Origin of the sequence: Streptomyces sp. NRRL F-5135, from assembly GCF_000719775.1 — a bacterium.
GTDB classification, from domain to species: domain Bacteria; phylum Actinomycetota; class Actinomycetes; order Streptomycetales; family Streptomycetaceae; genus Streptomyces; species Streptomyces hebeiensis.
In genome coordinates, this window is record NZ_JOHR01000013.1 from 1 (window position 1) to 24,497 (window position 24,497).

General features: G+C 72.9%; 24 protein-coding genes. 10 read left to right on the forward strand and 14 right to left on the reverse strand.

Going from position 1 to position 24,497, the window contains the following annotated elements:
- Positions 1–174 precede the first annotated feature (174 nt).
- Positions 175–1,578 (reverse strand): D-alanyl-D-alanine carboxypeptidase/D-alanyl-D-alanine-endopeptidase, encoded by a 1,404-nt coding sequence (dacB, locus tag IG02_RS0122375; RefSeq protein WP_030750971.1) that lies wholly within the window; start codon positions 1,576–1,578, stop codon positions 175–177.
- A gap of 180 nt (positions 1,579–1,758) precedes the next feature.
- Between dacB and IG02_RS0122380 the strand changes: the two genes are divergently transcribed.
- The 3 genes from IG02_RS0122380 to IG02_RS0122390 all read left to right on the forward strand — a co-directional run bounded on the left by IG02_RS0122380 (position 1,759) and on the right by IG02_RS0122390 (position 5,352).
- Positions 1,759–2,253, forward strand: coding sequence for an inorganic diphosphatase (locus IG02_RS0122380; protein WP_030750974.1), 495 nt, complete (start codon positions 1,759–1,761; stop codon positions 2,251–2,253).
- A gap of 353 nt (positions 2,254–2,606) precedes the next feature.
- Positions 2,607–4,307, forward strand: a complete 1,701-nt coding sequence (locus IG02_RS0122385; RefSeq protein WP_030750978.1) for a threonine/serine ThrE exporter family protein — start codon at positions 2,607–2,609, stop codon at positions 4,305–4,307.
- A 100-nt stretch (positions 4,308–4,407) separates the two neighbouring features.
- Positions 4,408–5,352 carry a LysR substrate-binding domain-containing protein gene (locus IG02_RS0122390; protein WP_030750981.1) on the forward strand — a complete coding sequence of 315 codons (945 nt, stop codon included), beginning with the start codon at positions 4,408–4,410 and terminating at the stop codon, positions 5,350–5,352.
- Positions 5,353–5,479: 127 nt separating this feature from the next.
- Here IG02_RS0122390 and IG02_RS0122395 read toward each other — a convergent pair whose 3' ends face one another.
- Positions 5,480–6,223, reverse strand: a complete 744-nt coding sequence (locus IG02_RS0122395) for a DedA family protein (protein WP_030750984.1) — start codon at positions 6,221–6,223, stop codon at positions 5,480–5,482.
- Between the two features lie 211 nt (positions 6,224–6,434).
- Here IG02_RS0122395 and IG02_RS39665 point away from each other — a divergent pair, with 211 nt between their 5' ends.
- Together IG02_RS39665 and IG02_RS0122405 are read left to right on the forward strand one after the other, a co-directional pair.
- A complete protein-coding gene (locus IG02_RS39665; protein ID WP_030750987.1) occupies positions 6,435–7,886 on the forward strand; it encodes a chloride channel protein in 1,452 nt (483 codons plus the stop codon).
- Positions 7,887–8,025: 139 nt separating this feature from the next.
- Positions 8,026–9,462, forward strand: coding sequence for a glutamate decarboxylase (locus tag IG02_RS0122405; RefSeq protein WP_030750990.1), 1,437 nt, complete (start codon positions 8,026–8,028; stop codon positions 9,460–9,462).
- 45 nt (positions 9,463–9,507) lie between these two features.
- Here IG02_RS0122405 and IG02_RS0122410 read toward each other — a convergent pair whose 3' ends face one another.
- The 4 genes from IG02_RS0122410 to IG02_RS0122425 all read right to left on the reverse strand — a co-directional run bounded on the left by IG02_RS0122410 (position 9,508) and on the right by IG02_RS0122425 (position 13,190).
- Positions 9,508–9,897: a VOC family protein gene (locus IG02_RS0122410; RefSeq protein ID WP_030750993.1), complete on the reverse strand. Its 390-nt coding sequence runs from the start codon at positions 9,895–9,897 to the stop codon at positions 9,508–9,510.
- Positions 9,898–9,983: 86 nt separating this feature from the next.
- On the reverse strand, positions 9,984–10,625 hold the full coding sequence (locus IG02_RS0122415) for a PadR family transcriptional regulator (protein WP_030750995.1): 642 nt from the start codon (positions 10,623–10,625) through the stop codon (positions 9,984–9,986).
- 117 nt (positions 10,626–10,742) lie between these two features.
- Positions 10,743–12,209: an aldehyde dehydrogenase family protein gene (locus IG02_RS0122420; RefSeq protein ID WP_030750998.1), complete on the reverse strand. Its 1,467-nt coding sequence runs from the start codon at positions 12,207–12,209 to the stop codon at positions 10,743–10,745.
- A 99-nt stretch (positions 12,210–12,308) separates the two neighbouring features.
- Positions 12,309–13,190 carry a helix-turn-helix domain-containing protein gene (locus tag IG02_RS0122425; RefSeq protein WP_051765531.1) on the reverse strand — a complete coding sequence of 294 codons (882 nt, stop codon included), beginning with the start codon at positions 13,188–13,190 and terminating at the stop codon, positions 12,309–12,311.
- Positions 13,191–13,519: 329 nt separating this feature from the next.
- Between IG02_RS0122425 and IG02_RS0122430 the strand changes: the two genes are divergently transcribed.
- Positions 13,520–14,053 (forward strand): ATP-binding protein, encoded by a 534-nt coding sequence (locus IG02_RS0122430; protein ID WP_037803946.1) that lies wholly within the window; start codon positions 13,520–13,522, stop codon positions 14,051–14,053.
- Positions 14,054–14,586: 533 nt separating this feature from the next.
- Here IG02_RS0122430 and IG02_RS0122435 read toward each other — a convergent pair.
- The 5 genes from IG02_RS0122435 to rpmG form a co-directional block, all read right to left on the reverse strand.
- Positions 14,587–14,829 (reverse strand): DUF397 domain-containing protein, encoded by a 243-nt coding sequence (locus IG02_RS0122435; RefSeq protein WP_030751005.1) that lies wholly within the window; start codon positions 14,827–14,829, stop codon positions 14,587–14,589.
- 371 nt (positions 14,830–15,200) lie between these two features.
- Entirely contained in the window at positions 15,201–15,449 is a 249-nt protein-coding gene (gene rpsR, locus IG02_RS0122440; RefSeq protein WP_030751008.1) for a 30S ribosomal protein S18, read from the reverse strand.
- Complete coding sequence (locus IG02_RS0122445; protein ID WP_078854714.1) at positions 15,449–16,747, reverse strand: CobW family GTP-binding protein; 1,299 nt, start codon at positions 16,745–16,747, stop codon at positions 15,449–15,451. Before IG02_RS0122445 ends, rpsR begins: the two co-directional genes overlap by 1 nt.
- On the reverse strand, positions 16,747–17,046 hold the full coding sequence (locus IG02_RS0122450; protein ID WP_030751014.1) for a type B 50S ribosomal protein L31: 300 nt from the start codon (positions 17,044–17,046) through the stop codon (positions 16,747–16,749). Before IG02_RS0122450 ends, IG02_RS0122445 begins: the two co-directional genes overlap by 1 nt.
- A 57-nt stretch (positions 17,047–17,103) precedes the next feature.
- A complete protein-coding gene (rpmG, locus tag IG02_RS0122455) occupies positions 17,104–17,268 on the reverse strand; it encodes a 50S ribosomal protein L33 (protein ID WP_030751018.1) in 165 nt (54 codons plus the stop codon).
- A 52-nt stretch (positions 17,269–17,320) separates the two neighbouring features.
- On the opposite strand from rpmG, the gene rpmB reads away from it, so the two are divergent.
- Genes rpmB through IG02_RS0122470 form a run of 3 tightly spaced genes read left to right on the forward strand, consistent with a single transcriptional unit; the run spans position 17,321 to position 18,432 of the window.
- Complete coding sequence (gene rpmB / locus IG02_RS0122460) at positions 17,321–17,557, forward strand: 50S ribosomal protein L28 (protein WP_030751021.1); 237 nt, start codon at positions 17,321–17,323, stop codon at positions 17,555–17,557.
- A complete protein-coding gene (gene rpsN, locus IG02_RS0122465) occupies positions 17,557–17,862 on the forward strand; it encodes a 30S ribosomal protein S14 (RefSeq protein ID WP_030751024.1) in 306 nt (101 codons plus the stop codon). Before rpmB ends, rpsN begins: the two co-directional genes overlap by 1 nt.
- Positions 17,863–17,892: 30 nt before the next feature.
- A complete protein-coding gene (locus tag IG02_RS0122470) occupies positions 17,893–18,432 on the forward strand; it encodes a hypothetical protein (protein WP_030751027.1) in 540 nt (179 codons plus the stop codon).
- A 145-nt stretch (positions 18,433–18,577) separates the two neighbouring features.
- Here the strand turns inward: IG02_RS0122470 and IG02_RS39670 are convergent, their stop codons facing one another.
- On the reverse strand, positions 18,578–21,061 hold the full coding sequence (locus IG02_RS39670) for an FUSC family protein (protein ID WP_078854715.1): 2,484 nt from the start codon (positions 21,059–21,061) through the stop codon (positions 18,578–18,580).
- Positions 21,062–21,087: 26 nt separating this feature from the next.
- Positions 21,088–22,482 carry a DUF2786 domain-containing protein gene (locus IG02_RS0122480; protein ID WP_078854716.1) on the reverse strand — a complete coding sequence of 465 codons (1,395 nt, stop codon included), beginning with the start codon at positions 22,480–22,482 and terminating at the stop codon, positions 21,088–21,090.
- Between the two features lie 230 nt (positions 22,483–22,712).
- Here IG02_RS0122480 and IG02_RS0122485 point away from each other — a divergent pair, with 230 nt between their 5' ends.
- A complete protein-coding gene (locus IG02_RS0122485) occupies positions 22,713–23,273 on the forward strand; it encodes a sugar O-acetyltransferase (protein WP_030751036.1) in 561 nt (186 codons plus the stop codon).
- 205 nt (positions 23,274–23,478) lie between these two features.
- Here IG02_RS0122485 and IG02_RS0122490 read toward each other — a convergent pair whose 3' ends face one another.
- Positions 23,479–24,396, reverse strand: a complete 918-nt coding sequence (locus IG02_RS0122490; protein WP_030751040.1) for an NADP-dependent oxidoreductase — start codon at positions 24,394–24,396, stop codon at positions 23,479–23,481.
- Positions 24,397–24,497 lie beyond the last annotated feature (101 nt).

The window sequence follows — 24,497 nt, forward strand, 5'->3', positions numbered from 1 at the left end:
TCGACCGTGCTCGGTTTGCTCGTACCTCACAAACCTCCGCGCGCTCTCCCTTTCGACAGCGGCCGCGCCCCCTTCGGCTCACTCGCCGGCGGACGTGCCTGAGCGGGACGTCACGGGAACCCGGCCATGTGGCCCTCGGCAGACGTGGGTACCCCGGACGTCACTGGGACGCCCTCACCGCACCAGGGCCGCCGACAGCCGGTCCAGGGCGTCCTGGGCCGCGCCGGGGGAGCGGGTGGAGCCCGCCATGAAGGCGAAGGCCAGCAGCCGGCCGCGGCGGTCCACGACGGTGCCCGCGAGGGTGTTCACCCCGGTGAGCGTGCCGGTCTTGGCGCGTACCAGCCCGGCGGCCGGCGCGGCGTGCGCGTACCGGCCGCGCAGCGTGCCGTTGAACCCGGCGACGGGCAGACCGGTCAGGACGGGCCGCAGCTCCGGGTGGGCCGGGTCGGCGGCGCGCGTCAGCAGGGCGGTGAGCAGGGCCGCGCTGGCCCGGTCCGCGCGGTTCAGGCCGCTGCCGTCGGCGAAGCGGGCGCCGGCCAGGGGCATCTTCAGCTTCTTCAGCTCCGCCCCGACGGCCCGGCCCGCGCCCGCGAAGCTCGCGGGGCGGCCCGTGGCGATCGCGGTCTGGCGGGCCAGGGACTCCGCGATGTCGTTGTCGCTCTCGGTCAGCGCGCGCTCCACCAGGGCGGCGAGCGGCCGCGAGTACGTCCTGGCCAGCGGCTCGGCGCCGGCGGGCGACCGGCCCTCGGCCGGGTCGGCGGTGACCCGTACGCCCCGGTCGCGCAGCAGCCCGGTGAAGGCGTCGGCGGCGTCGCCCGCGGGGTCCTCGCCGCGCGGCGCCGGCCCCTGGGAGGAGGGGTCGGCCCGGCCCTGTCCGACCATCAGCGGCACGACGGGCGCGATGTTGTCGTTCGGGCCGATGGGGTGCCTGCGCGGGCCGGAGTAGAGGGACGTGTCGTAGGCGAGGGTGACCGCCCGGTCCCCCCGCTCGCGCAGCGCGCGGGCGGTGTCGTCGGCGAGGGCGCGCAGCCCCGCCGCGTCCAGGGTGGCGTCGCCGCCGCCGACCAGGGTGAGCCGCCGCCGGTCGGGGGTGGCCGTGACGGTGGTGGCGATGCGGTGGTCGGGGCCGAGCGCGGACAGCGCGGCGGTCATCGTGGCGATCTTGACCGTGGAGGCCGGGACCATCGCCTTGTCCTGCCCCTTGCCGTACAGCCGGGTGCCGGTGGCGACGTCGACCACGGAGGCCGTACGGGTGGCGCCGAGCCCCTTGTCGTCCATCAGGGGGCCGAGCCGCCTGCCGAGGTCGCCGGAGAGGCCCGCCGGGACGTCATCGGGAGCGGTGGAGGCGGTCGTGAGCGCGCTGAGCACTCCGGCGGCGCTGGGCGCGGGCGCGGGGGCGCTCCGGCCGGCCGGGCCGTGATGCGCACCACCCGCGCGGGCCCCGGCCGCCGCCCGCTCGCGTTCCGCCCTGCGCTGGCCCGCGTCCCAGGGCCCCGCTGCGGCCACGGCCACCGCGGCGCACACCAGGCCGAGTGCCACGGACCCCGCCGTGACCTGCCACACCTTCGGCTCAAGCATGGCTGACCAGCCCCTTTCGCGATCACACAGCTGCGTGGGGGACACTTAACCACTGCGTTCTGCCACGAGCACGGCATCCCGGCCCCCGGCCGGGGGGTCTCCTCCGTGAAGACGCAGCATCGTCCGACGTTAGTGTCATTCGTCAGTGTCATGACGTGTTTGATCCAGGAGGAGACACCCGTGGAGTTCGACGTCACCATCGAGATCCCCAAGGGTTCGCGGAACAAGTACGAGGTGGACCACGAGACAGGCCGCATCCGCCTCGACCGCCGGCTCTTCACCTCGACGAGCTACCCGGCCGACTACGGGTTCGTCGAGAACACCCTCGGTGAGGACGGAGACCCGCTGGACGCGCTGGTCATCCTGGACGAGCCGACCTTCCCCGGCTGCCTCATCAAGTGCCGCGCCATCGGCATGTTCCGGATGACGGACGAGGCCGGCGGCGACGACAAGCTGCTGTGCGTGCCGGCGTCCGACCCCCGGGTGGAGCACCTGCGGGACATCCACCACGTCTCGGAGTTCGACCGCCTGGAGATCCAGCACTTCTTCGAGGTCTACAAGGACCTGGAGCCCGGCAAGTCCGTCGAGGGCGCCGACTGGGTGGGCCGCGCCGAGGCCGAGGCCGAGATCGAGGCGTCGTACAAGCGCCTGGAGGCCAAGGGCGGAGCCCACTGACGGCGGTCCTTTCCGTGTGACCGGCGGGCCCGCGCGTGCTTCGGCACCGGGCCCCGGCCGGACGGACGACGGGCGGCGCACCTCGCACGGGGTGTGCCGCCCGTCCGTGTGCGGGGCGTACGGTCCCGGGCCGGCTCCCGTCCGCGTGTGTGGCGCTCATGGACGTGCCCATACTGGGCAGACGCGGAGCGGTGGCTCCGGGCGGACGGCGGACCACGGACGGCACACGGCAGGAGGCGGGAGCGGCGCGACGCGCGCCGGGACGCGGCACTACGCATGGGAACGACGGGGCAGGGGGAGACAGCGGGGAAGCCAGAGCAGGCGGGTGACGGCAGGGAGTGAGGATTCAGAACGTGGTGGCCGAGCCGGACGGTCCCGAGGACCGAAAGCCTCATCAGGCGGACGAGGCGCACAGTGCCTTCACCCCGCCGCTCGGGGTGGAGCAGCCACCGCTTCCCGAGGACGACCAGCCGACCTCGGAGTTCGCGATCCCGGAGGGGCTGAGCACGGAGCCGTCGCCCGAGCCCGAGGGCTCCGCCTTCGACGTCCCGGAGGGCGTACAGGGGGCACCGGGTTCCGGCTACGGCGCGTACGGCGGCCGGGGCGGCGCGCCGGGTGTCACGCCCGCGCACGGCGTCCCCATGGTCAGGCTGAACAAGCACGGCCCCTGGCAGGACCGGATGCGCACCCTGCTGCGCATGCCCGCCGCCGACCGCCCCGTACCGGAGACGGTGCAGCGCCACGACGACCAGGGGCCCGCCGTGCCGCGCGTGCTGGACCTCACCCTGCGTATCGGGGAGCTGCTGCTGGCGGGCGGCGAGGGCGCCGAGGACGTCGAGGCCGCGATGTTCGCGGTGAGCCGCGCGTACGGACTGGACCGCTGCGAGCCGACCGTCACCTTCACGCTGCTGTCGATCTCGCACCAGCCCTCGCTGGTGGACGACCCGGTGACGGCCAACCGGACCGTACGCAGACGTGGCACCGACTACACCCGGCTGTCGGCCGTGTACACGCTCATCGACGACATCACCACGGAGGACACGGACGTCACGCTGGAGGAGGCGTACCGACGGCTGGCGGAGATCCGGCGCAACCGCCACCCGTACCCCGGCTGGGCGCTGACCGTGGCGAGCGGGCTGCTGGCGGGCTGCGCGTCCGTGCTGGTCGGCGGCGGTGTGCTGGTGTTCCTCGCGGCGGCGGCCGGCGCGATGCTCGGCGACCGGCTGGCCTGGCTGTGTTCGGGGCGCGGGCTGCCGGAGTTCTACCAGTTCATGGCGGCCGCGATGCCGCCGGCGGCGATGGGGGTGGCGCTGACGCTGCTCGGTCCCGTGGTGTCCTGGGCGGGTCCGGCCTCCGCCGTGATCACCGGTGGGCTGTTCGCGCTGCTCCCGGGGCGGGCGCTGGTGGCGGGGGTGCAGGACGGGCTGACGGGTTACTACATCACCGCGGCCGCACGCCTGTTGGAGGTCATGTACTTCTTCATCGCGATCGTCACGGGTGTGCTGATCGTGCTGTACCTGGGTGTGCAGCTGCACGCCCAGCTGAACCCGGACGCGGCGCTGGGCATAGGGAAGCAGCCGCTGGTGCAGATCGCCGCGTCGGTGGGGATGAGCTTCGCGTTCGCGATCCTGCTCCAGCAGGAACGTTCCACCGTGCTGATGGTGTCGCTGAACGGCGGGGTCGCCTGGATCGTCTACGCGGCGATGCACCTGACGGGCGACATCTCGCCGGTGCTCGCGACGGCGGTGGCGGCGGGGCTGGTGGGCCTGTTCGGACAGCTGCTCTCGCGCTACCAGTTCGCCTCGGCGCTGCCGTACATCACGGCGGCGATCGGCCCGCTGCTGCCCGGTTCGGCCACGTACTTCGGTCTGCTGGGCTTCGCCCAGAACGACCTGGACCGGGGGCTCGCGTCCCTCTCCAAAGCGGTGACGCTGGCGCTGGCGATCGCCGTCGGGGTGAACCTCGGCGGGGAGATCGCCCGGATGGTCCTCACGGTCCCGGGGGACGTACGGGCGACCAGCCGCCGCGCGGCCAAGCGGACGCGCGGCTTCTAGACGCGCGGCGTCTGGACGCGCGGCGTCTGGACGCGCGGCTCCTCGCGCCGCGTCCGGATGAAAGACTTCCGGACGAAGGACCAGCAGTCGGAGGTCGGTCATGGAGGCGCGGCATCTGCGCTACGCGCTCGCCCTCGCCGAGCACCAGCACTTCGGCCGGGCGGCCGCCGCGCTCGGGATCGCGCAGCCCCCGCTGTCCAAGCAGATCGCCGATCTCGAGGGGGAGGTCGGGGCCCGGCTGTTCGACCGGACCCGGCGGGGCGTCTTCCCGACGGCCGCGGGCGAGGCGTTCCTGGACCGGGCGCGCCGGGCGCTGACGGAGATGGCGGCGGCCGTGACCGACGCGGGGCGCGCCGCGCGCGGCGAGACCGGCAGGCTGCGGCTGGGTTTCATCGCCTCGGCCCTGCTCGGTCCGCTGCCCGCCGTGCTCAGCCGGTTCGGCCGGGACCGTCCCGAGGTACGGCTGGAGCTGCACGAGATGGGGACCAGCCGGAGCACCGCCGCCCTGATCGCCGGTGAGCTGGACGTGGCCGTCGGGCTGGGGCGGCCCCGCGGGCCCGGGGCGGAGAAACTCGTGTCCGTCACGATCGGGCGCGACGATCTGGTCGCCGTCGTCGGCACGGCGCACCCGTACGCGGGTCTCCCCTCGGTCAGCGTGGAGCAGCTCCGGCGGCAGCAGCTGATCGTGGCGCCGGGCGAGGACGAACCGACCACGATCGCCGGCCTGCGCGCCCTGTTCGGCGAGGACTCGGCGGCCCTGCACGGCGCCACGATCGCCCGGGACGTCCACACGATCATCGGGCTGGCCGTGTCCGGTGCGGGCGTCGGGCTGGGGCCCTCCCGCATGACGTCGGTCCCGCGCAAGGGGGCCTGGTTCTGCCAGGTGACGCCGCGGACCGGGCTGCCCGACCTCGTCCTGTCGTTCGCCGAGGACGACGGCTCGCCCGTGCTGACCGCCTTCCTGGCCGTGCTGCGCGCGAACTGCCCGGAGGCCGGAGCCTCGCTCGACCGTCGGCTCGGCCCGGGCCGCCCTCCGGAGCGCTGACCTCGGGAACGTCGGCCTCGGGCGCCGGCCTCCGGGTCAAGGAAGCGGAAGCGGCGAGGGGAGCCCGGCACAGGGCTCCCCTTCGGACGGCCGGCCCGGGGGGCCGACGCGGGTCGTACGGTCCCGCTCAGCGCTTGGCGTGGCGACCGCGCCCCTGGGCACCGCCCGGGTCCTCCGGTCCTCCGACGGCCGTCCCGGCGGCGGGTCCGGCCATCGGCGCCGCCGTGTCCTCCCCGGCCGCCGCCGCCTTCTTGGACTGCGAACGGGCCCGCAGGAACTCGATGACGATCGGCAGGATGGACAGGAGCACGATGCCGACGAGGATCAGGTCGATGTGCTCACGGACGAACGCGATCTTGCCCAGCGAGGCACCCAGCAGGGTGACGCCCGCGCCCCAGAGGACGCCGCCGAGGACGTTGAAGATGATGAAGGAGCGGTAGTTCATCCGGCTGACGCCGGCGATGATCGGCGTGAACGTCCGGATGATGGGCACGAAGCGCGCGAGGACCAGCGACTTGGGGCCGTGCTTCTCGAAGAACTCGTGCGCCTTCTCCACGTTCTCCTGCTTGAAGAGCTTGGAGTCGGGGCGCCTGAACAGCGCGGGGCCCACCTTGCGGCCGAAGAGGTAGCCGACCTGGTCACCGATGATCGCGGCGGCGACGACGAGCGTGCACACGAGCCACAGCGGGTGGTCGATCAGGCCGGTCGTCACCAGCAGGCCGGTGGTGAACAGCAGCGAGTCACCCGGCAGGAAGAAGCCGATGAGAAGGCCGGACTCGGCGAAGACGATGACGAGAACGCCGATCAGTCCGAACGTCTGGATCAGATAGTCCGGGTCCAGCCAGCTGGGGCCGAGCGCAAGTGTGGTCACGGTTACCGGACTCCTGAGTCATGAGAATCGGTCGAGCGTCGTGTTTCGGCGTGGTCGGCCGCGCACAAGCTATCAACGCCCGCGCGCGGTGCTCAGTTCCACCCGGCCGCTTGACGACACGGCCGGGTGGCAGTCATGGGCATACCGGAACGAAGTGACACCCGGCGAGGCACGACCGGGCGCCGGACGGGTGCGCGGCTACGGTGAGCGCGTGGCTCATGACGGTCCGCCCGCCGCTCCCCCGCCCGTTCCCCCGTCCGGTCCCGCCGTTCCCTCTTCCGCTTCCTCCCCCGCGCCCTCCGCCCGTACGCTGCTGCCGCTGGTCGTGCCCTCCCTGGCGGTGGGCGTGGCCTCGGCGCTGGTGCTGCTGGGCGTGAGCGCGGTCGCGGACCGGTTGGAACACGTGCTCTGGCAGAGCCTGCCGGACGCCCTCGGGATCGGCCGCTACTCGGCGCTCTGGATGATCGTGACGCTCACGGCCACCGGGCTCGCGGTGGGGATCGTCGTACGCCTGGTGCCGGGGCACGCGGGACCCGACCCGGCCACCACGGGCTTGATCGACGCGCCGCTGCCGGCCCGCGTCGTACCGGGGCTGCTGCTGGTCACGGGGCTGGCGCTGGCCGGCGGGGTGAGTCTCGGCCCGGAGAATCCGATCACGGCGGTGAACATCGCGCTCGTGTACTGGCTCGGCCGCAGGGCGGCGCCCAGGGCCCCGGTGGCTCTGTGGCCGGCGCTCGCGGCGGCGGGGACGATCGGGGCGCTGTTCGGTACGCCGGTGGCGGCGGCGCTGATCCTTTCGGAGTCACTGGCGGCGGGACAGGGACAGGGACAGGGACCGAGACCGGGACCGGGACAGGGACCGGGACAGGGACAGGGACCGGGACAGGGACCGGGACAGGGACCGGGGCAGAGGCAGGGCGCGGGTTCGGGGCCGGGCCCGCGCGGCTCCCTGTGGGACAAGCTGTTCGGCCCGCTGATCGCGGCGGGGGCGGGCGGCCTGACCACGGTCCTGGTCAGCCACCCGACGTTCGACCTCGGTCTGCCGCCCTACCCGGGCACCGGCTGGGGTGACCTGGCGGCGGCCCTGGTGATCGCGCCGGTCGCGGCGGCGCTGGGGATGGCGGTGGTGTACGCGTTCCCTCACGTCCACGCGCTCTTCCGCTCCCTCCCCCTTCTCCGCCACCCCGTCCCGGCGCTGACGGCGGGCGGGCTGGTGCTCGGCCTGCTCGGGACGCTCGGCGGGCAGTTGACGCTGTTCAAGGGGCTGGCCGAGGTGAAGACGCTCGCGGCGGACCCGGAGGGCTGGTCGGCCGGCTCGTTCGCCCTGATGACAGTGGTGAAGCTGGCCGCCCTGACGACGGCGGCGGCCTGCGGCTTCCGGGGCGGCCGGATCTTCCCCGCCGTCTTCGCGGGCGCCGCCCTCGGCCTGTGCGCCCACGCCCTGGTCCCGGCCGTGCAACCGAGCCTGGGGGTGGTGTGCGCGGTCCTGGGCGTCCTCCTCGCGATCACCCGCCACGGCTGGCTCAGCCTCTTCACGGCGGCGGTCCTGGCGGCCGACACGACCATCCTCCCCCTCCTCTGCGTGGCCGCGCTCCCCGCCTGGCTCCTGGTCACGGGCCGCCCCCAGATGCGCCTCCACGAGGACGGCACGCCGGCGCGGTGACCGCGCGACACGGAAACGGCGGGCGGCGGGATCGCGTCCGCGGGCCATCCGGCCCCGTCCGCCGGGCGGGGCCCGCCCCGCGTCCGTATTCTCGCGCCAGGGGGTTCGGCAGCACCGTTCCAGCGTGAGGAGACCGCTCATGCCACTGCACCGGGGCGCGGACCGATCCGTCGACATCGCGCCCGACGAGCGGGCCGAGCTGCGGCGGCTGTCGCTCAACCCGTTCTACGGGGAGGCCGACCCCGTCAGCGAGATGACCCTCGCGCCGCCCATGCACCGGCTGCCCGACGGGCCGATGCCGCCCGCCACCGCGTATCAACTCGTGCATGACGAACTGATGCTGGACGGCAACGCGCGACTGAACCTCGCCACCTTCGTCACCACGTGGATGGAGCCCGAGGCCGGCGTCCTGATGACGGAGTGCCGGGAGAAGAACATGATCGACAAGGACGAGTACCCGCGCACCGCCGAACTGGAGCGGCGCTGCGTGGCGATGCTCGCCGATCTGTGGAACGCGCCCGACCCCGCCGCCGCCATCGGCTGTTCGACCACCGGTTCCAGCGAGGCGTGCATGCTCGCCGGGATGGCGCTCAAGCGCCGGTGGGCCCGGCGCAACGCGGCGCGGTACCCCGCCACCGCCCGGCCGAATCTCGTCATGGGGATCAACGTCCAGGTCTGCTGGGAGAAGTTCTGCGACTTCTGGGAGGTCGAGGCGCGGTGCGTGCCCATGGAGGGCGACCGGTTCCATCTCGCCCCGGAGGCCGCCGCCGAGCTGTGCGACGAGAACACCATCGGGGCCGTGGCCGTTCTCGGCTCCACCTTCGACGGCTCCTACGAGCCCGTCGCCGGCCTCTGCGCGGCACTGGACGCGCTGGAGGAGCGTACGGGGCTTGACGTGCCCGTCCACGTCGACGGGGCCTCGGGCGCCATGGTCGCGCCCTTCCTGGACGAGGACGTCGTCTGGGACTTCCGGCTGCCGCGGGTGTCGTCCATCAACACCTCCGGGCACAAGTACGGACTCGTCTACCCCGGCGTCGGCTGGGCCCTGTGGCGCTCGTCCGCCGAGCTGCCCGAGGAGCTGGTCTTCCGCGTCAACTACCTGGGCGGCGACATGCCCACCTTCGCGCTGAACTTCTCCCGGCCGGGCGCGCAGGTGGTCGCGCAGTACTACACCTTCCTGCGGCTCGGCCGGGAGGGTTTCCGCGCCGTGCAGCGGACCGCGCGGGACATCGCCACGAAGCTGTCCGGCCGCATCGGTGAGATGGCCGGGTTCCGGCTGCTGACCCGGGGGGACGAGCTGCCCGTGTTCGCCTTCACCACCGCGCCGGACGTCACCAACTTCAACGTCTTCGACGTCTCGCGGCGGCTGCGCGAACACGGCTGGCTGGTGCCCGCGTACACCTTCCCCGCGAACCGCGAGGACCTGTCCGTCCTGCGCGTGGTCTGCCGCAACGGGTTCTCGGCCGACCTGGCGGAACTGCTGGTGGCCGACCTGGAGCAGGCCCTGACCGAACTGCGCCGCCAGGAACGTCCGGCGAGCCGCGACAGGCGGGCCGCCACCGCTTTCCATCACTGACCCGCGTGTTCCCTCACCGGCTCACGCGCTCACCGGCTCACGCGCTCACCGGCCGGCGGATCCGTTCCAGTCGACGAGCTGGACGATGACCCCGTTGGGGTCCCTGACCTGGAAGGCGCGTTCGCCCCAGGGCTCCTCGCGCAACGGCATCGTGACGGCGACTCCCTCGGCGGTCAGGCGGGCCAGTTCGGCTTCGAGGTCGTCGACGACGAAGGCGAGGATCACCCCGCCGGCATGGTCGTCGCGCTGGTCGTCGGGGAGCGAGGCCAGACCGCGCCGCAGGTAGATGACGTTCATCCCGGCGTCCTCGCGGGCCAGGGACGCGAACCCGTCGGCGGCCGCCTCCTCGCGGAATCCGAAGTGGCAGGTGAGGAAGGCGCTGGAGGCGGAGACGTCGTCGACGTTCAGGGACACGGCGGAAGCGGTGATCGGCACAGGCACTCCTTCAGTTCACCAGTCCATTAGTCAAGCTTGACTAATGGATCGAAGATAACGCGCGGAGATCGGTTGGTCAAACTTGATTAGTGACGGTCTCCCTCATCGGGGATCCCGGTCGCGTACGGGTTCTCCTGCCCCTCGGCGAGCACCCCGACGAACGGCTCGCCCTCGCCCGCGAAGGCGTACGCGCCGCCCTCGATGCGTGCGATCAGGCCCTCCGTCCACGTGGCCCCCGCGTCGGCCGAGTGGACCCAGTAGTTCATGATCTCGCCGATGTGACCGAGCTGCTCGGGCCCGTCCTCGGGGACGTAGTTCTCGGTCACCTCGTTCCGCCAGGCCGCGATCGCGCGCACGCGCTCCCTGAGCAGCCCCACCACCTCGGCGCGCGGCAGGTCCACCATGCAGCCGAGCCCCGCCGACAGGACGTCCATCTGCTGGTCGTACGAGGTCAGCGCCGTGCGCAGCAGCCGGAAGTACTCCTCGCGGCCCGCGTCCGTCAGCTCGTACTCGGTGCGCGGCGGCCCGCCCGCCGTGCTGGGGGCGGTCTCGTGCGCCAGCAGGGCGCCCTGTTTCGCCAGTTGCTTCAGCGCGTGGTAGATCGAGCCGGGCTTGGCGTTGGACCACTCGTGGGCGCCCCAGTACTCCAGGTCGTTGCGGACCTGGTAGCCATGGGCCCGGCCGTGCTGGCGCACCGCCGCGAGCACGAGCAAACGGATCGCTGACATGGGGCCAGGCTATGGCTTCGCCGTCGGCTCCCGGCCCGGGGTCCCGGGCCGGAACACCGGAGCCCTGGCAGGCACCCCGCCCGGGGCCCCGCCGTCTCACGTCTCACGCCCCACGTCTCACAGCGGGAACCGCGACCGGCCGGCCCGTACCGACACCCACTGCTGGGTCGTGAACGCCTCCACCGCCGCGTCCCCGCCCAGCCGCCCGACCCCGGAGCTCTTCTCCCCGCCGAACGGCGCCAGCGGCTCGTCCTGCACGGTCACGTCGTTGACGTGCATCATGCCGGTGACGATCCGCCGGGCGAACGCCACGCCCCGGGCCAGGTCCGCGGTGTGCACGGCCCCGCTCAGGCCGTACGGACCGCTGTTGGCGATCCGTACCGCCTCCTCCTCGCCGTCGAACGGCACCAGCAGCGCCACGGGCCCGAAGATCTCCTGCCGCAGCAGCGGGGAGTCCTCCGCCAGATCCGTCAGCACCGTCGGCTCCACGACATTGCCGCGGGTACGGCCCCGTACCAGCGCGGTCGCGCCGTCCTCGATCGCCTGGTCCACCAGCGCCGTCAGGGCCTCCGCCTGGAAGGTGCTGATCACCGGGCCGATCCGGGTCTCCGGATCGCGCGGGTCACCGGCCTTCAGCGCCCGCACCCGCGCCATGAACCGCTCGGTGAACTCCCGCTCGACGCGCCGGTCCACCAGGATGCGGTTGGCCGCCGTACAAACCTGCCCCTGGAAGAAGAAGCGGCTGGCGACGGCCGCATCCACCGCCTGGTCGAGGCCCGCGTCGTCCAGGTCGTCCAGGACGACGAAGGCGCTGTTCCCGCTCAGCTCCAGCACGGTCCGTTTGAAGTTGGCCCCCGCGATCGCGCCCACGTGCCGGCCGACCCGGTCGGAGCCGGCGAACGAGATCACCTTGGGCACCGGGTGTTCGAGCAGCGCGTCGCCGATCTCCGCGATGTCCGTCACGACGACGTTGAGCAGTCCGGCCGGCAGCCCGGCGTCCTCGAAGAGCCTGGCCACCAGCCCGCCGCCGACGACCGGCGCGTTCTGGTTGGGCTTGATCACCACGGCGTTGCCCAGCGCCAGCGCGGGCGCCACCGACCGCAACGCCACCAGGAGCGGGAAGTTGAACGGGCTGATCACCCCGACGACTCCGACCGGCAGCCGGTAGACGCGGTTCTCGCGGCCGTCCGCGGACGTCGACAGGATCCGGCCCTCGGGGCGCAGCGCAAGGTGGATCGCCTCGCGGAGATACTCCTCGGAGGTGCGGACCTCGTGCTCCGCCTTCAGGCGCGTACCGCCCAGCTCGTCGATGATCGCCTCGACGATCTCCTCCCGGCGCTCCCCGACCAGTGCCAGCACCCGTTCCAGGACCTGCCTGCGGAGGTACGGACTGGTCTCGGCCCAGGCGGGCTGCGCGCGTTCGGCGGCGCGGTAGGCCTCATCGACCTCCAGGGCCGTGGCCACGGTGATGGCGGCCAGCTTCTCCCCGTTGTACGGGTTGAAATCGATGATGTCCCACGAGCCGCTGCCGGTCCGCCACTCGCCGTCGATGTACTGGTGGGCCAGGTCGGTGAAGTAGGACATGCGATCCCTTACGACAGGTGCAAACTCCTGATACGACGTCATCGTACTGATCCCTTTTGCGCTTCGGGGCCCTCCGAGCCGCCCGATTTCATGGGCTGTTCAGATGAGTTGGAGCAGGCCGCGGAGCACGTCACGGCTCTCCTCCGGCCCCGGGCTGTCCTCCTGGAGGCGCTCCATCACCCGTTCGTACTGCGCCACTTCCTCCTGCTTGTCCAGATAGAGCGCGCTGGTCAGCTGTTCCAGGAACACGACGTCGGAGAGGTCCGACTCGGGGAAGCGCAGCATGGTGAAGGCGCCGCTCTCGCCCGCGTGCCCGCCGAAGCTGAACGGCATCACCTGGAGTGTGATGTTCGGCTGCTCCGAGACCTCGATCAGGTGTTTCAACTGTCCCTGCATCACCGCCCGGTCGCCGTAGGGGCGGCGCAGCGCGGCCTCGTCGAGGATCGCGTGGAAGCGCGGCGCCCGCTCGGAGACGAGGACCTTCTGCCGTTCCAGCCGCAGCGCGACCCGGCGTTCGACCTCGGCGCACGGCGCGTCGGGCTGGCCGCGGGTGACGACCGCGTGCGCGTACGCCTCGGTCTGGAGCAGACCGTGCACGAACTGGACCTCGTAGATGCGGATCAGCGAGGCGGCTCCTTCGAGACCGATGTAGGTCTGGAACCAGCCGGGCAGCACATCGCCGTAGCTGTGCCACCATCCCGCGACGTTCGCCTCCCGGGCGAGGCCGAGCAGGGCCGCGCGCTCGCCCTCGTCGGCGACTCCGTAGAGCGTCAGCAGATCCTCGATGTCCCTGGCCTTGAAGCTCACCCGTCCCAACTCCATACGGCTGATCTTGGACTCGGATGCGCGGATCGAGTAGCCGGCGGCCTCGCGCGTGATGCCGCGCGTCTCGCGCAGCCGCCTCAGCTGTGAGCCAAGCAGGATGCGCCGCACCACGGAACCGCCCGATTCGGCTGCGGTCACGTCTCCAACCCTCCCCATCGCATGTGGTTCTCCCCGGAGCACCCCCGCACTCCAAGTGCCGGATTCTGCCATCAAAACGCTTCAGCCCGTACGCATTCGATTACGGAAATAAGAAGGCTTTGCGGAGAGAGCGAAATTGGTCACGAGAAGAAAACAGCTGGTAACGGCATGAGCCGGTGCAATCAAGGCGCGTGCACGTGCATCTGCCCTTGCATCTGCCCTGCGCATTGGGAACCATGGGCCTCGCGCACCTGCGTGCTCGTTCGTGTTTGACGTGTTGTGACGCCGGACCACCCGCCTGGACCACCGCAGTACAGCTACGGCCGCGATTCCCGGGAGTGCCTCGCATGGGGATGGATGGATCGACCATGCTCAAGCCTTTAAGGCAAGGGCTTCCCCCCATCGATCCCAAGGGGGCCGCGGGCTCCGCGTCGTGCGCGCTGCCGGGCCGCTACGAAGCGGTGCGCGGCGCGCGGCAGTTCACGCGGACGACGCTGAAGCAGTGGGACCTGAGCGACCGCTTCGACGATGTCGCCCTGGTCGTCTCCGAACTGGTCACGAACGCCCTGCGGCACGCCCTTCCGGACGAGGAGGGCCCGGACCTCGAACGGCCCGGCCGGATCGGCCGCGAGACGTACGACCTGTCCGTACGACTGCACCTGATGCGCTGGTCGTCCCGCCTGGTGTGCGCCGTACGGGACCCCAGCCACGCGGGGCCGTCGGTGCGCCGGACCGAGGAGGACGGGGCCGCGGAGTCCGGCCGGGGGCTGTGCCTGGTCGAGTCGTTCAGTGACACGTGGGGCTGGCATCCGCTGACGGGGGCCCTGCGCGGCAAGGTGGTCTGGGCGCTGTTCCAGTTGCCCCCGGACCGGACCTGTTGACGCCGGACCCGACCTGACCGCCGACGGCCTCCGCCACCCGGGGCGGGGTACCCCTTCGCGCACACTTCACATGCGCCCCTGACGCGCCCTCACGCGGCCCCGACGTGACTCCGCGCGGCCCCGAGGCGGTCGCACGTGTCCCCCGGCTCCGCCCGCCGGGGGGCCGTCGGCGGCGCCGTTGACCGGTTCGCGGTCTTTACGGAACGCGGTTCATGCGCTCGCCTCTTCCTGGTACATACCCATTCGGCCAAGGAGTGCGCAAAGTTGGCCGAAAACATACGTCGAGAAACGTGCTGTCCGGCCGCCGAACCCCTAGGGCCGACGCCCCCGTTCCGGAAGCACTCGGGCGCACCGAAGGACGTACGGGCGCCCCGGAGCCCGACCGGGCCGCCCGGACAGAGACGCATCCCCCGGCGTGCGCCGGGCGCACGCCGGTTCAGGTGACCGCCCTCAGGTGACAGTCCCCAGGTGCCGACGCCGGGTACCGGCGTTCAGGTACCGGCGTTCAGGTACCGGCGTTCAGGTACCGGCGTTCAAACGGTCGCGATCAGGTGGTCGAACTCGCCGTCCTTGACACCGAGCAGCATGGCCTCGATCTCGGCGGGTGTGTAGACGAGTGCGGGTCCGTCGGGGTGGCGCGAATTGCGCACCGCCACCTCTCCGCCCGGCAGTTTGGCGAACTCCACACAAGAGCCCTGGGAGTTGCTGTGCCTGCTCTTCTGCCAGACGACTCCGTGAAGCTCTGTGGCCGTTATGCCGTTGTACACGTGGTGCACAGGTCGCTCCCCGAGTTGCAAAGTGCAGGTTTGAACTGTCTCGGATCATAGCTCTGTTCATGTGCTGATGCATGAGCAGATGCACGTGCACGAGGGGTGTTCCCGTGGTTACAGATACACCCGCTGACATGGCATGTCCGGCGTGGACCGACCCCACGTCCCCCGTACCCCGAAAGGTGAGACGCATGAGGGGCCGCGGAGGATCCCCTTCCCTCGGAACTCGTGCGGAACTTCTCACGGAGAACTAAGAGAAAAGGCGGGGCGGGAAGTGGAAACCCCGCCTCGGCGAAGGCCGCGGCGGGGCTGTCCGTACGCATGTGCACCAGTGGGAAAGGAGCGGGAAAAGAAGGCGGAAGGGGCGGGCCCGCCCGTCAGTGGGGCGACGAGCGGTAGGGCAGCAGACCCATTTCCCGGGCGTTCTTGATCGCGCGGGCGAGCTGCCGCTGCTGTCGCGCGCTCACGCGTGTCACCCTACGGCTGCGGATCTTGCCCCGGTCAGAGATGAACTTCCGCAGCAGATCGGCGTTCTTGTAGTCGATGTACGTGATCCCGTCGCGGTCCAGGGGGTTGGGGCGGGGCGCGGCCCTGTCACGGCGGGGGGCGGGGGGACGGGGGGACATCAGACCTCCAGCAGGGCGTCGAAGGCGGGCGGCAGTCGCTTCCAGGCCGCGCGGCCCGCGGCGTATTCGGCGTCGGTGAGCAGGCAGGAGTCGAGCAGCCGCGCGATCCCTTCCCGGTCCAGCCCGGGCGAGGTGAAGACCAGACGCTGGCAGCGGTCCCCATGCAGCGGGTGCCAGTCGAGGGCCGCCGCCGCCCGGCGGGCCGGCGAAACCGCCTCCCAGGCGGCGTCCGGCAGCGCCGCGAGCCACGGGCCCGCGCTCTCCACACAGAGCGCGCCGCCCGCCGCGTCCCAGGCCAGCAGCGTGTCGGGACGGTCGGCGAGCCAGAACCGGCCCCTGCTGCGCGCGGCGGCGCAGGTCAGGTCCTCCAGCGCCCGGTAGAGCCGCTCCGGGTGGAAGGGGCGGGTGCGGTGCCAGACGTACGTGCCGACGCCGGACGCGTCCGCCTCCTGCGGCAGCAACGCGCAGGCCGGGTGCTGGCGCGCCGCCGCGGCCTCGACGTCGAACCCGGCGAACGCGGCGGCGGCCAGTTCCCCGGCCGACGCCCCGGCCGATCCCCAGACCGGCGTCCCGGCCGACGTCCCGGTCTGCGTCCCGGTCGGTTCTCCGGCCACCGCCCCGGAGCCGTCGACGCGTATCAGGCGTGCGGTCGGGTGGAGTTGGGCCAGCAGCTCCCGGTCCTCGTCGTCGGCCGGCGGATCGCCGGTCACGGCGAGCACCGGCGCGTACTCCAGCTGCCGGGCCCAGGTGTCCGCGACGGTCCGCCGGTCGGACGGGGCGGCGGCCAGGCCGACATCGGCGAGGTCGTCACCGTTGCCGAGGTACGGCAGCACCAGCGCGGGGTCCACGGCGGTCAGCACCTGGGTGACGACCAGCCGTTCGCCGTGCGCCGCGACGAGTTCCGCGTACGCCCGTGGCTCCACGGAGTCCCACAGCTCGACGACCGCGAGCCGCGTCAGGCCGTCGTCGGCGAGCCGGCTCAGCTCCGGCACCAGATCCTCGCGCAGCGCGCAACAGGCGCAGTCGTTGACGAGCGGGGCCTCGCCGGTGGACACCACGCCGGTCGCGTCGCGGACCTCCCGTACGACCGTGCCACGCTCGGCGGCGGCCGACAGGTCGTGGTGGAGCGCGACGCTGCCGGGCACGGTGGCGAGCAGCCGGCGCGCGGCCGCCCGACGGGCGTCGCCGTGCAGACCGGCGACGATCACGACGGGAAGCCGTCCGTCGTGGCGTCGTCCGTCGTGGGGGTGGCCGTCGTGGGGGTGGCCGTCCGAGGCTCCGGGGCCCGTGCCGGACATCAACGGGCCTCCGTACGGGGCTCGGTCCGGGGCTCGGTCCGGGCCTCGGTCCGGCGGCCGTAGCGGCGTTCGAAGCGCTCCACGCGGCCGGCGGTGTCCAGGACGCGGGCCGTGCCCGTGTAGAAGGGATGACTCGCCGAGGAGATCTCGACGTCGATGACGGGATACGTGTTCCCGTCCGTCCAGACGACCGTCCGCCCCGAGGCCGGGGTCGCGGTCGAGCGGGTGAGAAACGCGAAGTCGGCCGCCTTGTCGCGGAACACGACGGGCCGGTACGCGGGATGGATGCCGGGCTTCATCTCGGTCCTCCTGGTCCTCTCTGTGGTGTCGGGCGCCGCCGGTGCGGCGTCCGACGCTCAGCGCTCTTCGCGGAAGTCGACGTGCCGGCGGGCGACCGGGTCGTACTTGCGAAGCGTCATGCGGTCGGGGTCGTTGCGGCGGTTCTTCCGGGTGACGTAGGTGAAGCCGGTCCCGGCCGTGGACCGGAGCTTGATCACCGGGCGTGTCTCATCGCGTGCCATGGGGCTAGTATATGGAAATGGTTTTCATTTACAACGAGAGAGGTGCCCACCCTTGTCCGCCCACTGCCAGCTGACCGGCGCCGAGCCCGCCTTCGGCAACCGGATCTCCCACTCCCACCGGCGCACGTCCCGCCGCTTCGACCCGAACATCCAGCGCAAGCGCTACTGGCTGCCGAGCGAGGGCCGGTACGTCCGGCTCACGCTCAGCGCCAGGGCCGTCAAGACCGTCGACGTGATCGGGATCGAGGCGGCCGTGGCCCGGATCCGTGCCCGGGGAGTGAAGGTCTGATGGCGAAGAAGAGCAAGATCGTGCGCAACGAGCGGCGCGTCCGGATCGTCGAGCGGTACGCGGCGCGCCGTGCCGAACTGAAGGAGATCCTGCGCCGCCCCGGCACCTCCGAGGAGCAGCGGGCGGCGGCCCTGCGGGAGTTGCGCCGTCAGCCGCGCGACGCGAGCGCCACACGCGTGCGGAACAGGGACTCCGTGGACGGCCGCCCCCGTGGGCACCTGCGGAAGTTCGGGCTGTCGAGGGTGCGGCTGCGGGAGCAGGCGCACGCCGGATTCCTGCCCGGGGTACGAAAATCGTCCTGGTAGCTTGGCGCGGTCCGATCATCGACTTGGGGGATGTGCACGGTGCGCAAGCTCGTACGAACCAGTGTCGCCGCGGCCGGTCTGGTGGCCGCGCTCGCGCTCTCGCTCACCGGCTGCGGCGGCGGTGACGACGGCTCGGACAAGGACGGCGGCGGTGCCGCGTCACCGAGCGGGGCGGGCGCGGACTCCGGTTCGGGCTCGGGCTCGGGCTCGGATTCCGGGCCGGACGGGGGCGCGGACAGCGGCGGCCTCGAAGGCTCGTGGGCCGGGCTGAGCGACGGCCATGCCGTCGTCCTGGGCGTCAAGAAGGCGAAGGTCATGCTCGTCGCCGCCGAACACGTCTGCCAGGGCGGGGTCGAGGACATGGGCGGCGAGCCGATGCTCAATCTCACCTGCGACGACGGCAACACCGACCGGACCATGGGGACGATCGAGTCCAACGACGGCAAGAAGCTGGTCGTCTCCTGGGAGGGCGGCAAGAAGGACACGCTGACGAAGACGGCGGACGGGAAACTGCCGACCGGCGAGGGCGGGCTGCCCACGGACCTGCCGAAGGACCTGCCGACCGGCTGACGGACTGACAAGCGGACAGGGCGGGGATGCGGCGGCTGCCTTGTCGGCCGCCGGTGGACGGCGGCGGGCGGACGGGGCTTCCCGTGCGTCCGGCCGTCGGCCCCGCCCGTGCCCACCCGACCGACGCCGCAGCGTCGCTCCGGCATCACTCCAGGCGCTCGGTCGCTCCCTCGCGGCGTCCGGGTTCCTCGGCGCGGCCGGCCTTCGTGGATTCCGCGCCGTCCCCTTTTTCCCCGCTGTTCCCGTCGCGCCCGGCGTCCCCGTCGTCTTCGTCCAGCCCCTCGTCCAGGGCGTCCGACAGTTCCTCCAGGGCCGTCAGGAGCAGCGTGGCCCCGCTGCGTACGACCTCGTCGGGGACACCCTCGCCCTCCCAGCGCGCCACCGCGTCACGGACCCGGTCCCAGCGCGGGACCCGGCGTTCCCGTACGGCCACCGCGCCCTCTTCCGTCGCCTCGCGCAGCGCCTCGGCGAGCTCGGCGGCGGCCGGCACGGGCGTGGTGCCGCGCTCCGGCAGGTGCGCCTCCAGGAGCATCGCGGCCCGGGCGAACTGGGCGAGTGCCTGCTCCGCGTCGTCCGCCGCGTTGAGGGACAGGCCCCGGTGCCGTACCGGCTCGTGCGTGGCCTTCGCCTCCGCCGCGTGCCAGGCCGCCCGGGCCTCCCGCGTGCCCAGCAGCGCCTCGCGCACCTCGGGGCTGGCCCGGCCCGCGGGCTCGGCGTAGTGGGCCACCACCGCGGTGGCGTAACGGCCGTTGGTGAGCAGCCAGTCGGCGAGCCGGGCGCGCAGCCGGGGCGTCTCCCAGGCCGGGTAGAGGGCGTAGGCGATCATCGCGAGCAGCCCGCCGAGCAGGGTGAGGAGGACCCGCTCCCGTACGGTCTGCGTCACGCCCGTGCCCGCCACGCCGAGCAGGAAGACGACGTACCCGGTGACGAAGACCTGGCCGAGCGCGTAGCCGGTGCGCAGCACCAGGTACATCAGGCCCGCGCTGACGACGGCGAGGGCGGCGAGGACGACGTCACCGGGGTGGGCGAGCCACACGATGCCGGTGGCCACGGCCACCCCGACGAGCGTGGCGGCGAACCGGGCCACGGCGCGCCCGTAGGTCTGGCCGAAGTCGGGGCGCATGGTCATGACGGCGGTCATCGGCGCCCAGTAGCCGTGGCCGAGCGGCAGCGCGGAGGCGAGGACGTAGCCGGCGGAGGTGACGGCCGAGACGCGTACGGCGTGCCGGCGGATCGGCGAGTCGCGGTCGCGCAGTTCGTCGCGGACGGTCCGCAGGACGACGGGGACGAGCTGGAGCAGACCGGGCCGGTCGCGGTGTCCGGAGACCTTCTCGTACCGGTCGGCGCGGGACCGCCGGGCGGCCGGGGAGACGCTCCGGACGAGAGCTCCGGTCGCGCGTACGAGGGTGCGGGTCCTCCGGGCGAGGGAGCGGAGGCCCCGGGCGAGGACGTGACGCCATGTCCGCACCGGGGCCCCGGGCCGACCGGCCGAGGCTCCGCCGGGCCGCTCCCCCGCGTCTCCGGGCCCTTCGGCCGAGTCTCCGGGCCGTTCCGCCGCGTCTCCCGACGGCTTCGTGGAGGCCCCGGACCGCTTCATGAAGGCCCCGGACCGCTTCGTGGAGGCGCGCGCCCGGGACTCGCTCCCCGCGCCCTTCGCGATCTCGACGATCTCGTCCAGCAGGGTGCCCAGCCGGGCGGCGGCCCGGCGGGCGGGGCCGCTGAGAGGCGTTTCGGTCTCGGGGGTGTCGACCAGTCCTAGAGTGGCCGCTTCGAGCCGGACGGGCTCGCCGTGCCGGATGGCGCGCGCGGCGGAGTCCAGTACGGAACCGGCGGCGGCGAGGAGTTCGCGTACCCGGTCGCGCTCCGGCCCCTCGGGCGCCGCGCCGACGGCCGGGTCCGCGAGGGAGGCGAGCACCGGCCGGATCCGCTCGACCACCCCACGGGTGCCGTGCAGTTCGGCGGGGCGGCGGCGGGCCTCCCTCGGGGTGACGGCGGCGGCGCTCCTGGCCGTCATCAGCGGCTGGGGGTCGAAGGGCGCGACCGGGTCGTACCGCAGCCGACGGGCGTAGTCGCCCACGGCGGCGAGGGCGTCGGCCAGCGCGTCCCGCTGCCGGCCCCAGCGCCGGACGGGGAAGAGCACGATCAGCGCGGCCTGGACGACGCCGCCGGCGGCGATCACGGCGGCGTGACCGGCCGCCGTGGCGGCGGAGGTGGGGAGCGTGACGGTCACCAGCATCATCGCCACGTTGGAGGACGCGATGATCCCGGTGGTCGGGCCCGCCGCCCAGGCGAGCCCGGCGAGGAAGGTCCAGACGGCGAGCAGGGCGACGAAGAGGACGAAGTCGGCGCCGGTGACGTACCCCAGGAAGGTGCTGACGGCCAGGCTCGCGCCGGAGGCAAGCGCGAGGACCGGCCGGGGCCGCCAGCTGCGCTGGAGGATCGCGATGCCGGCCTGGAACGCCCCGAAGGCGGCGCTGACGGCGACGGTCGGCCCGAAGAGCACGAAAGCGCCCCCCACGACCACGGCGAGCCCGACGGCCCCGCGCAGAGCCACCAACGGCTCCAGCTGCCCCCGTTCGATCGTGAACCCCGAACGGGCGGTCTCCTTCAACGCCCGCAGCCAGCTCATGGACCGAGGGTAGCCAAACGGGCCGGTCACCGGCCCGGCGGGCCCGTCAGGCGGGCCGCGTCGGCCGCCGTCGTGCCGTGCGTCCAGCCCTCCGCGTCCGTCGCCCCGCGGACGCGCGTCGCCACCGTCTTCGGGAACATCCGGTCCGCGTGCTCCGCCACCGCCTCCGCGCGCCTGGCCAGCACCGGCAGAACCGGCAGCAGCCGGCCGTCCTGCCCCGGCGGCTCCACCGGCGTCCTCACCCGCGCGTTCTCCGACGCCTCTCCGGCTGACCCTCCGGACGCCCTTCCGGTCATCGTCCCGATCGTCGTGCCGGTCGTCGTGCCGGTCGTCGTGCCGGTCGCCCGCCCGGTTCCGGTCGCCGCCTCGATCTCGGTCGCCGCCGCGGTCGCCCGCTCGGTCGCCATGGCCAGCCGTTCACCGACGCGGTGCGCGTACGCCATCAGGAACGACTGCCGGAAGGTCTTCGTCCGCTTGCGCCCGCCCGCGCGCTGGGCCGCCTCGGCCCGCGTCATCGCCGTCGTCCCCTGCACCAGCAGCGAGGTGTGGAGCAGTTCCACGGCCGCCAGATCGGCCTCGAAGCCGACGACCGTCGAGAAGCCGTACGTGTCGTTCCACACCGCGCGGCAGCGGTTCGCGGAGGCGACCGCGTCGAGCAGGACCGCCTTGGCCGTCTCGTACGGCGCGTCCACCCCGATCCGGCAGGCGCCGGGCACATCGCCGCGCCGAGTGCGGTCCGCGAGCAGCGCCTCGTCGATGCTGTGCCGCGCCATCAGCTCCTGCGCCTTGGCCGTCAGCGCCTCGGCCTCCGGCGGATAGCCGGTCGCCTCCGCCTTCGCGAGGAGCGCGCGGATCCGGGTGAGCACGCGCGGCTCGTCCTCCGCCGGGGGCAGGTGGAGCTCGGTGCCGGGCACGGGCCCCACGGGCTCGATCGCCGGCAGCCGTATGAGCAGCAGGTACAGCTCCAGTACGGCGGTGGCGTACGAGAAGCGGTCGAGGCGGTCGGACAGAGGGGACCGGTCGGAGCGGTCGGACCGCGCGTCCGTCGCGGGGCGGGCCCCGGCGTCGTCCGGCCGCCCCAGCTCGGCCAGTTGCGCGGCCCAGCGCGGCGGCAGCCGCTCGTACCGCCGTACCTCCTCCTCGATCAGTCCTCCGACGATCCGCAGGTGGGGGCCGTCGAGGTCGCGGCGTACGAGACGCACGACATCGGCCGGCTGCCACCCGCGCTCCCAGGCCAGCCGCACGAAGCCGGTACCGCGCCGGCGCAGCGCGGCGTCCGCGCCCGGGTCGGCGGCGAGCAGGGAGGCACCGGTGTCGATCGCGTCGCGGGCCGCGCGGGCGTCGCGCGAGCCGCCGCCCGGGGGTACGGAGAGGACGGCGGCGAGGGCGCGCTCGACGGTGTTCGCTCCGGCGGCGGTCACGCGGGGGCCCCGGCGCGCGGGCCCGGGGCGGGCACGGCGCCGCGCGTGAACGCACCGCGCGTGAACGTGTGGAACGGGCGGGGCACGGGCTCTCCTCGGGCGCGACGGAACGTCGTCCACAGGCTGTGGACGCCGAGTGGCTGTCTACAGTGGCGGACACCCTTTTGGGAAATGGGACCGGGAACCGGGGACCGGGAAATCGGACGAGGGGACGAGGGGGCATCAGGCCGATGGGGGAGAACAAGCGGCGCATGCTGGCCGGCGAGTGGTACATCGCGGACGACGAGGAGCTGGGTACGGACACCGAGCGCCGGTTCGCCCTGTGCGCGGCGTACAACGCGAACGGGGGCGCCGCCCCCGCCGACCGGGGCCGGATCCTCTCGGAACTGCTCGGCTCGGTGGGCGAGGACGTCCGCGTCCGCCCGCCGTTCCAGTGCGACTACGGCCACCACATCAGCATCGGGGACCGTACGTTCGTCAACTTCAACGCGGTCTTCCTGGACGCGGCGCCGATCACCATCGGCGCGGACGTGCAGATCGGCCCGAACGTACAGCTCCTCACCCCCACCCACGAGCTCGACACGGAACGTCGCCGCGCGGGCTGGGAGAAGGCGTCACCGGTGACGATCGGGGACAACGTGTGGCTGGGAGGCGGAGTGATCGTCTGCCCTGGGGTGACGATCGGCGACAACACGGTGGTGGGCGCGGGGGCGGTCGTGACGAAGGACCTGCCGGCGGGGGTACTGGCGGTGGGGAATCCGGCCCGGGTGGTACGGCGGCTGGAGGACTGAGTCAGCGTGTGGCGAGCGGCCCGGCTCCTCCGAGCCGGGCCGCTCGGATCTCCTCTCCGTGGTCCAGGACGAAGACGTAGCGTGCCGGCGTCTGCTGGACGGCGGCGTCCCGATGGCCACCAGCGCCCCGAGGACAACCGCCGGACGCGCGCCTGAAACGGCTGGTCCCCATGACATGGCGCCATGACGTCACGGCGTCACGGCGTCACGGCGTCAGCACCAGCTTTCCGCCCGCGTGTCCGCTCTCGCTCAGCTCCTGCGCCCGTGCCGCCTCTGACAGCGCGAACGTCCGCGCGACCCGCAGCCGCAGCGCGCCGCCCGCCGCCAGCCGTACGTTCTCCTCCAGGCCCGCCCGCTTGCGCTCCGGTGACGTCCCGCCGGCCGAGAAGGCCACGCCGTACTCCCCGGCGCGGGCGTCCGCGATCGTGACGACGCGGTCCGCCGTGCCCCCGCGCAGTGCGATCGAGTCCGGCAGCACGCCCATGCCGGAGGCGTCGAACACCGCGTCCACCCCGCGCGGCGCGGCCTCGCGCACCCGGTCGACCAGCCCTTCCCCGTACGTCACCGGGGTCGCGCCGAGCGAGGCCACGAACTCGTGATTGGCGGGCGACGCCGTGCCGATCACCGTCGCGCCGCGCGCCACCGCCAGCTGTGCGGCCACCGAGCCGACCGCGCCCGCCGCCCCGTGCAGCAGCAACGTCTCGCCGTCGCCCAGCGCGAGCGCGTCCAGCACCCGCAGCGAGGTCTCACCGGCCACCGGGATCGCCGCCGCCTCCGCCCAGGACAGCCCGGTGGGCTTGCGCACGACCGTCCCGGCCAGGGCGTACTCGGCGTACGCGCCGGTCGCGGACCACCCCACCACCTCGTCGCCGAGGACGAACCCGGTCACGCCCTCGCCCACCTCGTCCACGACCCCGGCCAGCTCCGTGCCGGGCACCGAGGGCAGCGGCGTGGGAGCCATCTGTTCCATCCAGCCGCGGCGGATCTTGTAGTCGATCGGGTTGACGCCGGCCGCCCGGACCGCCACCCGGACCTCACCGGCGCCCGCGTGCGGGGCCTCGGCGTCCTGCGTGAACCGCAGCACCTCAGGGCCGCCGAACTCCTCGAAGACGATCGCTCGCATTCCAACCTCCGGTCACGGGAAATATCGGGGCGCCGCTCCTGACGCATCAACGACACCAACTACATCTACACACCAAGGCGGTCCTGCAGGCACCTTCTTCC

Coding starts and splice junctions, on each gene's coding strand:
- dacB (WP_030750971.1), bottom strand. CDS start 1,578: ATGCTTGAGCCGAAGGTGTGGCAGGTCACGGCGGGGTCCGTGGCACTC.
- IG02_RS0122390 (WP_030750981.1), top strand. CDS start 4,408: ATGGAGGCGCGGCATCTGCGCTACGCGCTCGCCCTCGCCGAGCACCAG.
- IG02_RS0122405 (WP_030750990.1), top strand. CDS start 8,026: ATGCCACTGCACCGGGGCGCGGACCGATCCGTCGACATCGCGCCCGAC.
- IG02_RS0122415 (WP_030750995.1), bottom strand. CDS start 10,625: ATGTCAGCGATCCGTTTGCTCGTGCTCGCGGCGGTGCGCCAGCACGGC.
- IG02_RS0122420 (WP_030750998.1), bottom strand. CDS start 12,209: ATGTCCTACTTCACCGACCTGGCCCACCAGTACATCGACGGCGAGTGG.
- IG02_RS0122425 (WP_051765531.1), bottom strand. CDS start 13,190: ATGGGGAGGGTTGGAGACGTGACCGCAGCCGAATCGGGCGGTTCCGTG.
- IG02_RS0122430 (WP_037803946.1), top strand. CDS start 13,520: ATGGGGATGGATGGATCGACCATGCTCAAGCCTTTAAGGCAAGGGCTT.
- rpsR (WP_030751008.1), bottom strand. CDS start 15,449: ATGTCCCCCCGTCCCCCCGCCCCCCGCCGTGACAGGGCCGCGCCCCGC.
- IG02_RS0122445 (WP_078854714.1), bottom strand. CDS start 16,747: ATGTCCGGCACGGGCCCCGGAGCCTCGGACGGCCACCCCCACGACGGC.
- IG02_RS0122450 (WP_030751014.1), bottom strand. CDS start 17,046: ATGAAGCCCGGCATCCATCCCGCGTACCGGCCCGTCGTGTTCCGCGAC.
- rpmG (WP_030751018.1), bottom strand. CDS start 17,268: ATGGCACGCGATGAGACACGCCCGGTGATCAAGCTCCGGTCCACGGCC.
- rpsN (WP_030751024.1), top strand. CDS start 17,557: ATGGCGAAGAAGAGCAAGATCGTGCGCAACGAGCGGCGCGTCCGGATC.
- IG02_RS0122470 (WP_030751027.1), top strand. CDS start 17,893: ATGTGCACGGTGCGCAAGCTCGTACGAACCAGTGTCGCCGCGGCCGGT.
- IG02_RS39670 (WP_078854715.1), bottom strand. CDS start 21,061: ATGAGCTGGCTGCGGGCGTTGAAGGAGACCGCCCGTTCGGGGTTCACG.
- IG02_RS0122485 (WP_030751036.1), top strand. CDS start 22,713: ATGGGGGAGAACAAGCGGCGCATGCTGGCCGGCGAGTGGTACATCGCG.
- IG02_RS0122490 (WP_030751040.1), bottom strand. CDS start 24,396: ATGCGAGCGATCGTCTTCGAGGAGTTCGGCGGCCCTGAGGTGCTGCGG.